The sequence below is a fragment of the Actinomycetota bacterium genome (assembly GCA_035697485.1).
Classification (GTDB): domain Bacteria; phylum Actinomycetota; class UBA4738; order UBA4738; family HRBIN12; genus JAOUEA01.
Window position 1 is genome coordinate 1 of sequence record DASSCU010000016.1, and the last position, 9,734, is coordinate 9,734.

Below are 9,734 nucleotides of genomic sequence, written 5' to 3' on the forward strand. Positions count from 1 at the left end.
GCCCTGATGCTGATCGACGGCGACCCCGACAAGCTCTTCGGGCTCTCGGGGCTCCCTGGAGCATTCGACCTCGACGGCATCCTCGACCTGGTCGCCGAGGGCGCCGGCGTGCCGATCGACCACGAGGCGCGGTACGGGCCCGTCGAGATCGCCCCCGAGCCGATCCTGCAGACATGCGAGGCGGTGGGGGAGCGGCTCGCCCGTGCCGCGACCGACCGCGAACGGGTCGTGCTGGCGACCGGCCACCCGGTGGGCCTGGCCCTGCTGTACCACGCGATCGACCGGCTGCTCGTGGAGCGCGGCGCCCACGTGCTCCGTCTCGCGAACGGGGAGCGATGGCGGGATCCGCATCTGGCCCACGACTGGTTCGTCGACCATTGGGGCGGCGTGGCGATGCTCACCGACGGCCGGGAGCCGCGCCACACGCATCGGCCCGACGCGATGCGACGCATGCTCGACGATGGGCGACCCGACCTCGTCGTCGCCGATCACGGGTTCGCGGGCGCGGCGATCGAGGCCGGCGTCGAGACCCTCTCGATCGCCGACGTGAACGATCCGGCACTGATCGTGGCGAACGCGCAGGGTCGCACCGACATCGTGGTCGTGATGGACGACCATGTGGAGCCTGACGCCTACTGGCCCTGCTTCCAGGCGATCGTCTCCCTGTTCTGAGCTTCGTTCAACTCGGCGACCTGGCACCTACGCTGACCTGCGGTTCCGCATCGTGGGGTATCCAGCGGGGCGGTCCACCGCCTATGATTCCGCCATCGTGAAGCGAGAACCCTTCACCGAGGCTCGGCTGAAGACCGTCAACGAGGTCGCAGACCTGTTGCGCGTATCCAGGATGACCGTCTACCGAATGATCAAGACAGGAGAGATGCCCGCCGTGAGGGTGGGCCGGAGCTACCGGCTCCGTTCCGAGGACGTCGATACCTACCTGACGGAGCGGTACACCGAGGCCGGCTGAGTCCGGCAGACACGACACCGCTCCCGCGCACGCGCGCTCAGCCGACCTCCGTGGAGAACGGAGGGGGCGCAGTGAACGAGCACGAACGGCTCGTCGATCGGGCCGCTCGCGAGGCACGCACCGTGCTGTTCGTCGGTGGCCTGGACGCCGGCAAGAGCACGCTGGCGCGGGCGACCGCGGCGTTCGCGTTGCGGCTGGGTCGCACGGTCGCCTACCTCGACGCCGACGTGGCGCAGAAGACCGTGGGGCCGCCGGCGACCGTCGGCCTGAAGCACGTGCGCGAGCCCGACGATCTCACCCTCGACCGCCTCGCCACCCCCGACGCGCTCGGGTTCGTGGGCGCCACCGGCCCCCAGGGGCACGTGCTGCCCCTCGTGGGGGCGCTCGCCCGCCTGCGGGACCGGGGAAGGGCGGAGGGCGCGGACCTGATCGTGGTCGACACGAGCGCGATGGTCAGCGGCATCTGGGGCCAGCTCGTGAAGTACTACAAGGTCGACATGCTCGAGCCCGATCTCGTCGTCGGCCTGCAACGGGGCGAGGAGCTGGAGCCCGTGCTCGGGGTGATCCAGCGGTTCTTCGGTGTCGAGCTCGTGACGCTTCCAGTGCATCCGAACGTGGTTGCCACCAGCGTGGACCAACGCTCCGAGCAGCGGGAACGCGCGATGGCCGCCTACTTCGCGGGCGACCTCCAGCGCTTCCGGGTGAAGCCCACGGTCTTCATGCCGACCCTGCCACCCCTGTTCGATCTGCACGAACTCGACCGCCTGCTGGTGGGCCTGTCCGACGGCTCCGGCGGGTTCACCGGGCTCGGCTATCTCGAGTACGTGCCCGAGGACCAGGGGCTCCGGCTGATCTCGCCCGTGGCAGAGCCGCCGAAAGCGCTTAGACTGGGCTCCGTCCGTCTGGAGGACAGCTTCCGCGTGAGGCGCGTCGACCTCCGGAACCTCTTCGGCACCGAGTGAAAGGGCTACCGCTTGCCGTCGCTGATCAAGAAGCGCCGCAAGAAGATGCGCAAGAAGAAGCACAAGAAGCTCCTGAAGCGCACGCGGCACCAGCGCATGAAGCTGGGCAAGTAAGCCCGAGCCCGTTCGTGCGCGCGCCACGGTTCCGGCTCGTCCGGTCCTCGGCCGCGATCGCGGTCGCGGCTTTCGCGCTCTCGGCCTGCGGTCCATCCTCGCCCTCGCCGTCGCCGGGCTCGCGTCCGGTGAGCTTCACGGTCCCCGGCGGCGTGGAGCTGGAAGGACGGGTGTTCGAAGCCGAGGGAGCATCGGCCGGGGTCGTGCTGGCGCACATGCAACCCGCCGACCAGTCCTCGTGGTTCGAGTACGCGGAGACGCTCGCCGACGAGGGGTATCGAACGCTCACGTTCAACTTCCGCGGCTACTGCCCGGGCGGCGACGCCGGGTGCTCGGGTGGCGAGACCGACCTCGCCGTGCTCTGGCGCGACGTGCAGGCGGCGGTGCGGTACCTGCGATCGACGGGCATCCCCAGAGTGGCGGTGATCGGGGCCAGCATGGGCGGCGCCGCGGCCCTCGTCGCCGCGGCCCAACCGAGCGCGCGCATCGGGGCGGTCGCGACGCTCTCCGCACCGATCGCGATCGGGGGGCTCGCGGTGACGCCGGAGACACTCGAGGCGGCCTCCTCGGCGAAGCTTTTCGTCGCCGGCAACGGCGACGCAGCCGTCGCGAACGATGCGCAGCGCATGTACGACCTCAGCGTGCCGCCCAAGCGGGTGGAGATCGTGCCCTCCGACGACCACGGCACCGAGCTGCTCGAGGGCAACCAGGGGCCCAACGTGCGAAGGTTGCTCTCGGTGTGGCTCGCGCAGTTCCTTCCCGTGCAGGCGCCCACCCAGGGAGACGCATGACGAGACCGATCGTCTTCTGCACCGACTACGGGCTGGCCGATGGGTTCGTCGGCGTCTGTCACGGGGTGATCGCCCGGATCGCGCCGGACGCGCGCGTCATCGACCTCACCCACGCCGTGCCACGCCAGGACGTGCTCCGCGGCGCCGTGACGATCTCGCGGGCGACGCAGTACATGCCGGACGACGCGGTGTACGTGGCAGTGGTCGACCCCGGGGTCGGCTCGGAACGACGGTCGATCGCCGTGCGGACGGCGGCAGGCCCCCTGCTCGTGGGGCCGGACAACGGGCTGCTCTCGCTCGCGTGGGAGGCCCTCGGGGGCGCCGGCGCCGCCGCCGCGATCGAGGACGAGCGCGTGATGCTCTCGCCGGTGTCGAAGACGTTCCACGGTCGCGACGTGTTCGCCCCCGCCGCCGCGCATCTGGCCGTCGGGTTCCCCCTGGACGAGGTCGGGCCGGCGATCGACGTCGAGGAGTTGCGGATCGTGGAGATGCCGGGTGCGATGGTGACGCCCGGAGCGGTCGGGACCCGTGTGATCGAGGTCGATGCGTTCGGCAACGTGCAGCTCAGCGCGCGACCGACCGATCTGGAGGCCGCCGGGATCGGGCCTCCGTTCACCGTGTCCGGCCGAACGCTGCCGCTGGTGGGCATCTTCGCCGACGTGCCCGAGGGCGAGCTCGCCGCGATCGTCGACTCGCAGGGATACCTGGCCCTCGTCGTGAACCACGGCAGCGCCGCCCAGACGCTGAACCTGAAGACGGGCAGCGCCGTCGTGCTCGAGTGACCTAGGGGACCGACGGGCTCGGGGTGGCCGACGTGCCCGGCAGCTGCCCTGGGCTCGCAGGGCCGGGGAAGGGGTCGCCGCCTCCGTTCACGATCACGAGCTGGGCGACGGCGGCCGCGCCGATCAGCAGGAACAGCACGACGATCATGATCAGGGTCTGTCGGCGCATGGGGGGCGGCAGGCTAGCAGGCCTCGCCGTCGCGTCCGGCGCCGTCGGGGACCCCGATGCCGAGCGCCCGCTCGGCGCGCTCCCGCATCTCGACCATGACCTCGCGCAGCCGGACGGGATCGGTGAGATGTGTGCGCAGATCGACCTCGAGCGAGACCGCCCCCGCGTATCCGTCGGCGACGAGGTCGTCGCAGAACGCATCGAGATCCAGTACTCCCTCGCCCGGCGGCAGGTGCGAGTCCCACCCCTTGCCGGCGTTGTCCGACAGGTGCACGTGGCGCAGCCGCTCGCCGAACCGTCTGCGCACCTCGACCGGGTCGTGCTCGGCGACGGCCGCATGACTCGTGTCGAGCACGAGGTGCGGCAACCCCTCGAGCTCGTCGAGGTCCTGGTTCGCGTGGAACGTCATGCTCCGTCGGCCCATTCGCACCGGGAACATGTTCTCGATCGCCACGACCACGCCGGTCCTTGCCTCGAGGACCGGGAGCTCCTCGTCGAGCCAGCGGCGGTAGGCGCGCTGCCAACGGTAGGGCGGGTGCATCACCACGACGGGCACGTCGGCCTGTTCCGCGACCCGGATCGCCCGATCGATCTTGCCGATCGGGTCGGTGCCCCACACCTTCCTCGTCACGAGCAGCGAGGGGGCGTGGATCGCCGCGATCGTGAGGCCGTGTTCGTCCGCCAGGGCGCGCATCCCGGCCGGGTCCTGGCTCGCCGGGTCCTTCGTGACCATGACCTCGACCCCGGTGTACCCGGTCTCGGCCACGATGCGGAACGTGTTGGCGAGCGGCCTCGCGAAGAAAGCCGCAGACGAGAAGAGCAGTCGGGGTGCGCTCACGCCACCATGGTAGGCACCTGACGCCGCCGAAGACGCGCACCGGCGGGCCCGTATGCTGAGGGCCATGTGGGTGTTCCCGCTGGTCGCGGCCGTGGTCGCAGCCGTCTTCGCCGGACTCGTTGCGAAGCAGTATGTGAGCCGGCGGCGCCCCTTCCAGCTCGCCTGGGCGATCTCACTGGCGATGTACGCAGCGGCGTCGCTCGCCGTGGTGTTCGGCGTCGCCGGAGGGTGGACGACCGGTGAGTTCCAGGTCTACTGGGCGCTCGGGGCCGTACTCAACGTGCCCTTCCTGGCGGGGGGCGAGCTGATGCTGCTCGTGCGCAACCGCACCGTGCAGGCCGCGATCTGGATCGTCCTGGTGTTCGTGACCGCCTATACCGTGTCGGTGCTGCGCGGGGCGACGTTCGACGGTGCCGCGCTGGCCCAGGATCTGCCATCGGGCAAGCACGTCTTCGGCGACGGGTCGGCGGCCCACCGGCTGCCGCAGCTGATCTCGATCCCCTCCTACCTCGTGTTGCTCGGCGGCACGCTCTGGTCGGCCTGGCGCATGCGGGGGCGGCGCGAGCTGAGGGACCGGTTCGTCGGCACGCTGCTGATCGCCCTCGGGGCGACCGTGATCGCGGGGTTCGGGTCGGCGTTCGCCGCCCTGGGGTTGCTCGCCGCCTTCTCGGTCGCGCTCGCGACCGGGATCGGCGTGATGTTCCTCGGGTTCCTGCGCGCCGGACGCCCGGCGACGGCGCCGGTCGTGGCGACGCCGCATCCCGCGTGACCGCGACTCAGGCGGCCGCGTCGCTCGCGCCGGCCGACCACCAGTCGGCGCTGGTGGGTGCGTCGGTCGAGGCGTCGGAGGGCTCGATCGAGATCCAGAGATCGTCGTGCAGGCTCGGGTCGAACGCGACGTCGAGGAAGACCTCGCCGCCCTCGGGCACGAAGTCGCCGGCGTGCGTCGGGACCCCGTCGGCAACGAGCCAGACCCGGTAGACCGACCCCGCGGGCGGGGAGGGCACGCCCTCGCCCATCACGTAGAGGTGCTCCTCGCCCGGCGCCGAGATCTCCTGGACGGGGCCGACCTCGACCATGCGGGCGTCGGGTCGCGTGGCGAGCTGTGCGGCGTTGGCGAGGGAGTCGGCGCGCACGTCGGCGTTGTTGGCCCGGATGTTCTGGCTCACGGTGAGCCCGGCCAGCCCCACGACCGCGGCCACGCCGGCGGCCACCGCGAACAGCTGCATCGGACGGCGACGGGGCGCGTGCGGCTCGAGCTCACGACGCATGCGGGGCAGCAGTGTCTCGGGGGGCGCCACCGGCGTCGCGGCCACGCCCAGGTCGGCCGAGAGCCGCTGGAAATCGTCGAGGGTCTGGCGGCACGTCGCGCAGCCGGGCACGTGTTCGGAGAGCAGTCGGTCGGCCTCGGCGGCGTCGGCGCCGGAGAGGCTGCGGAGCACGTAGCCGGCCAGCAGCTCCTCGATCCCCTCGTGGTCGTCCGTCACTGAGCCTCCGGGTCGTCGTGGGGGGCCGTCGTGCGATCGAGGATCACACGCAGCTTGCGCATCGCGGCGAGGGTCCTCGTCTTCACGGTGCCGATCGGGATCTCGATCTCCTCCGCGATCTGCACCTGTGTCTTGCCGCCGTAGTACGCCATCTCGAGCACCTGTCGTTGTTCGGGCGGGAGCGTGTCGAGCGCCGCACGGACCTCGGTCCGACGGTCGGCCAGGTCGGCCGCGTCGGCCACGCCCTCCGCTGGGTCTTCGACGGCCACCGGCTCAAGGTTCGACGCCCGTTCCTGTCTCGATCTGATGCGCTCCTCGCGACGCACGGTGTCGACCGCCCGGTGATGCACGAGCGAGAGGAAGAACGTGCGGAACGCCCCTCGGGCCGGGTCGAAGGCCTCCGGCGCGCGCCACAGGGCCATGAAGGCGTCGTGGACCACGTCCTGGGCGAGCACCTGCTGGCCCGTGATGCGGTAGGCGAGGCCGTACGCCGACGACGAGTAGCGGCGGTACAGGGCGTCGAACGAAGCGCGATCGCCCGCGGAGAGACCTCGGTGCAGCTCGAGGTCGTCTCGATCGCCGTCGCGCATGCGCCGTATCCTCCCAGACGCCCGACGGCGGCCGGCGACGCCGGATAGGCTGCGCTGATGCGCGTCACGCTCTACACCCGTGCCGGCTGCCACCTCTGCGACGACGCGCGGGCCGTGTTGGGGGCAGAGCGCGCCCGCACGCCGTTCGAGCTCGAGGAGGTCGACATCGAGACCTCCGACGCGCTGGTCGCCGAGTACGGCGTCCGCATCCCCGTGGTGGCCCTCGACGGGGTGGAGGTCTTCGAGTACGCGGTCGATCCCGCAGCGCTCGCGGCCATACTCGGCGGTTGAGCCCCCGAGCGCTTGTGAGTTTGTGAACGACTGGAGCCCCGAGCTAGGCTGAACCCATGCACCGGAGGGCGTCCCCGTGGTGAGGGAACGATCGATCCCCGAGGCCACGGTGGGTCGGCTCCCCGTGTACCTGCGGGCGCTCGTCGACCTCGCGGAGTCCGGCGCGGGTACGGTCTCGAGCGACGAGCTCGCGGAGGCCGCGGGCGTGAACTCCGCGAAGGTCCGCAAGGACCTCTCCCACCTCGGTTCCTACGGCACGCGCGGCGTTGGGTACGACGTCGCCTACCTGATCCACCAGATCCGGCGGGAGCTCGGCCTCACGCAGGACTGGGCGATCGTGATCGTCGGCATCGGCAACCTCGGACAGGCGCTCGCGAAGTACGGCGGGTTCGCCGAGCGAGGGTTCCGCGTCGCGGCGCTCGTCGACGCCGACCCGGCCCGGATGGGAGAGCGCATCGGCGACCTCCGGGTGGGACACGTCGACGACCTGCCGCGCATCGTCGAGGAGCTCGATGTGGCGATCGGCGTGATCGCCACGCCGGCCGCCGCCGCGCAGGAGGTCGCCGACCGGCTGGTCGACGCGGGCGTGCGGTCGGTGCTGAACTTCGCTCCCGCGATGATCGCCGTGCCGCCCGGGGTGTCGGTGCGCAAGGTCGACCTGGCGGTGGAGCTCCAGATCCTGGCGTTCTACGAGCAGCGGAAGGCGACGCTCGCGGAGGTGAAGCGGCGGGGACGGGCGGTGGCCGACGTCGCCGGGCGGTGATCGGCGCTACTTGGAGATCGTGACCCAGAGCGCGGCGAAGACCGCGAGGATCATGATGCCCATCAGGATGAACTGCACGCTTCCCTGTTCGAGGAAGGGGAGCTCCAGGTTGGCGATCATCGTGTTCCTCTCTCGTGCCTAGGCGGGGCCGTACCAGGCGGGCGCACCGCCCCCGGTCAGGAACTCCTTGCGCTTCTTCTCCGCCCGGTCGAGCAGCGGCAGGGACACCGCGAACGCCACGATCGAGCCGAGCAGGAACATGTAGGAGTAGCGCGGCACGCTGCCCGAGTCGAAGTAGAGCGACACGGTCCACAGCGGGCCACCGCCCGTGAAGTGCGACTGCACGACGGCGAGCTTCGTGCCCTCGTCCTCGGCGAAACGGATCGAGTCGATCGAGAATTGGCTGCCCTGGATCGCGGTCGGGTCGGTCTCCGCCAGGCCGAGCTCCTCGTTCGTCTGTTCGGCCAGGAACGCGGTCACCGCGCCGCTCGCGCTCTGCACGTCGGCGGACTGGTCGGGGTCGGTCTCGTCGGGGATCGCCCACGGATCGCCCGGCCACGTCTCGTAGATCGCGTACTCGGTCGAGGTCTCGTCGACCGCCGCCTCGAGCGCGACCCATGCCGGCTCGGCACCGCGGGGCCCGAGGTTCGTGGGCGTCTCGAGTCCCTGCGACCAGAAGCCGAAGAGCCAGAGGCTCGACTGCAGGATCATCCATCCGGAGAACGAGACCATCAGCACCAGGAACCCGAGCCAGCGGCCGAAGATCGCTGTCAGCAACAGGTACACGCTGAAGATGAACAGCGTGAAGCCCATGATCGCGACGCCCGCGCCCTTCCACAGGGTGTCGCACTCGACCGCGAATCCCAGGCAGCTGTGCTCCATCTACGGATCCCTCGGGTTGAGGTCGGTCTCGGCGAGCGCGCGATCGGACGCCTCGGGGTTCAGGCAGACGTTGTCCTCGAACGGCACGTTCTCGGAGCTCATCTCGACCAGATAGACGACGAGGTCGTTGATCTGCTGGTCGTTCAGGGCGCCCTGGTACCTGATGCTCCACGAGGGCATCGCGTTGCGGCCCTCCTCGAGCACCTGGTAGATGTCCTCCTGAGAGAAGATCGCGTTGTGGGGCGGGTCGCCGAAGGGTCCCGCGCAGATGTTCGTGAGGTTCGGCGGATAGGCGAGCGTGTCACCCGACTGGATCACGCCGCCGCGGAGCTCCGGGCCGTGGCAGCGAACGCACCCGACGCCGAGCTGGTTCTCCTCGCTGAAGTTCTGCACGGCCAGCTCGCCGCGGTCGAACGCGAGCGTCAGCAGCTCCTCCTCCTGGCGCAGGTTCTCCGAGGGCTCCCGCAGCCAGTTGTAGGGGATGAAGACCACGAAGAACGCGACGAGCACGACGCCCCAGCCCTGCAGCTTCTGCAGCAGCGGGGTCTCGAGGGCGGCGTCGCTCGGGCCGGGACGCATGCCGCGCGGGATGTCGAGCGGCTGCTCCTTCTGCCGGCTGCGGAAGTAGAGGGCGGCTCCCGCCGCGAGCACGAAGATCGCGCCGAGCACGAGCAGGACGATGCCTGCGGTGTTCGTGGCTGCGAGCATGTCCGCGGTCGTTCCTCCCTTATCCCGTCGCCACGCAGAACGGGCCCTGCGGTGGCTGGTCGATCGTGTCGGTGCCGCGTGGCGGTCCCAGGATCACCTCGCTCGTGTCGACCACCACGCTGCCGTCGGTGATCTCGAGCTTGAAGCGGTCCATGCCCCGTGGCGCGGGTCCGAGCTTGTACTCCCCGGCGCCGTTGTACTTCGAGCCGTGGCATGGGCACTCGAACCACCTCGAGGACCCGCAGTAGGGCACCCGGCAGCCCAGGTGCACGCACCGCTGGTACAGGGGCATGATGCCCTCGGCCGCGACCCCCTCGGTCGCGTAGTCGACGTCACCGCTCGGCGAGCCGCTGTACCCCACCACGTAGAAGCGGCCGGTGCCGTTGTAGG

The 9,734-nt window shown here is 70.5% G+C and carries 16 protein-coding genes; 9 read left to right on the top strand and 7 right to left on the bottom strand.

The window, feature by feature from the left end:
* From VFI59_04295 to VFI59_04320, 6 genes are all read left to right on the top strand, one after another.
* Positions 1-672 (top strand): phosphatase (locus VFI59_04295; protein HET6712913.1); only part of this gene is annotated, 672 nt, incomplete at its 5' end.
* Positions 673-769: 97 nt separating this feature from the next.
* Entirely contained in the window at positions 770-967 is a 198-nt protein-coding gene (locus VFI59_04300; GenBank protein HET6712914.1) for a helix-turn-helix domain-containing protein, read from the top strand.
* Positions 968-1,038: 71 nt separating this feature from the next.
* Positions 1,039-1,929, top strand: coding sequence for a polynucleotide 5'-hydroxyl-kinase (locus tag VFI59_04305; GenBank protein ID HET6712915.1), 891 nt, complete (start codon positions 1,039-1,041; stop codon positions 1,927-1,929).
* A gap of 12 nt (positions 1,930-1,941) precedes the next feature.
* Positions 1,942-2,043: an AURKAIP1/COX24 domain-containing protein gene (locus VFI59_04310; GenBank protein ID HET6712916.1), complete on the top strand. Its 102-nt coding sequence runs from the start codon at positions 1,942-1,944 to the stop codon at positions 2,041-2,043.
* 128 nt (positions 2,044-2,171) lie between these two features.
* On the top strand, positions 2,172-2,834 hold the full coding sequence (locus VFI59_04315; protein ID HET6712917.1) for an alpha/beta fold hydrolase: 663 nt from the start codon (positions 2,172-2,174) through the stop codon (positions 2,832-2,834).
* Complete coding sequence (locus VFI59_04320; protein ID HET6712918.1) at positions 2,831-3,616, top strand: SAM-dependent chlorinase/fluorinase; 786 nt, start codon at positions 2,831-2,833, stop codon at positions 3,614-3,616. The genes VFI59_04315 and VFI59_04320 overlap by 4 nt, the downstream gene beginning before the upstream one ends.
* A 1-nt stretch (position 3,617) precedes the next feature.
* On the opposite strand, the gene VFI59_04325 is transcribed toward VFI59_04320, so the two are convergent.
* Both VFI59_04325 and VFI59_04330 read right to left on the bottom strand, forming a co-directional pair.
* Positions 3,618-3,785 carry a hypothetical protein gene (locus VFI59_04325; GenBank protein ID HET6712919.1) on the bottom strand — a complete coding sequence of 56 codons (168 nt, stop codon included), beginning with the start codon at positions 3,783-3,785 and terminating at the stop codon, positions 3,618-3,620.
* 13 nt (positions 3,786-3,798) lie between these two features.
* Positions 3,799-4,623: a sugar phosphate isomerase/epimerase gene (locus VFI59_04330; protein ID HET6712920.1), complete on the bottom strand. Its 825-nt coding sequence runs from the start codon at positions 4,621-4,623 to the stop codon at positions 3,799-3,801.
* 64 nt (positions 4,624-4,687) lie between these two features.
* Between VFI59_04330 and VFI59_04335 the strand changes: the two genes are divergently transcribed.
* Positions 4,688-5,392 carry a hypothetical protein gene (locus tag VFI59_04335; protein HET6712921.1) on the top strand — a complete coding sequence of 235 codons (705 nt, stop codon included), beginning with the start codon at positions 4,688-4,690 and terminating at the stop codon, positions 5,390-5,392.
* A 7-nt stretch (positions 5,393-5,399) separates the two neighbouring features.
* Here VFI59_04335 and VFI59_04340 read toward each other — a convergent pair whose 3' ends face one another.
* Together VFI59_04340 and VFI59_04345 are read right to left on the bottom strand one after the other, a co-directional pair.
* On the bottom strand, positions 5,400-6,110 hold the full coding sequence (locus VFI59_04340; GenBank protein ID HET6712922.1) for an anti-sigma factor: 711 nt from the start codon (positions 6,108-6,110) through the stop codon (positions 5,400-5,402).
* Positions 6,107-6,700 carry a sigma-70 family RNA polymerase sigma factor gene (locus tag VFI59_04345; protein HET6712923.1) on the bottom strand — a complete coding sequence of 198 codons (594 nt, stop codon included), beginning with the start codon at positions 6,698-6,700 and terminating at the stop codon, positions 6,107-6,109. Before VFI59_04345 ends, VFI59_04340 begins: the two co-directional genes overlap by 4 nt.
* A 57-nt stretch (positions 6,701-6,757) precedes the next feature.
* On the opposite strand from VFI59_04345, the gene VFI59_04350 reads away from it, so the two are divergent.
* A complete protein-coding gene (locus VFI59_04350) occupies positions 6,758-6,991 on the top strand; it encodes a glutaredoxin family protein (GenBank protein ID HET6712924.1) in 234 nt (77 codons plus the stop codon).
* A 76-nt stretch (positions 6,992-7,067) separates the two neighbouring features.
* Positions 7,068-7,754: a redox-sensing transcriptional repressor Rex gene (locus VFI59_04355; protein ID HET6712925.1), complete on the top strand. Its 687-nt coding sequence runs from the start codon at positions 7,068-7,070 to the stop codon at positions 7,752-7,754.
* A gap of 138 nt (positions 7,755-7,892) precedes the next feature.
* Here VFI59_04355 and VFI59_04360 read toward each other — a convergent pair whose 3' ends face one another.
* The 3 genes from VFI59_04360 to VFI59_04370 form a co-directional block, all read right to left on the bottom strand.
* The gene (locus VFI59_04360; GenBank protein HET6712926.1) at positions 7,893-8,636 is read right to left on the bottom strand and encodes a hypothetical protein; all 744 of its coding nucleotides are present in this window, start codon (positions 8,634-8,636) and stop codon (positions 7,893-7,895) included.
* Complete coding sequence (locus tag VFI59_04365) at positions 8,637-9,344, bottom strand: cytochrome c (protein HET6712927.1); 708 nt, start codon at positions 9,342-9,344, stop codon at positions 8,637-8,639. It lies immediately after the preceding gene.
* 19 nt (positions 9,345-9,363) lie between these two features.
* Positions 9,364-9,734: Rieske 2Fe-2S domain-containing protein (locus VFI59_04370; GenBank protein HET6712928.1), on the bottom strand; the 371-nt coding region annotated here is incomplete at its 5' end.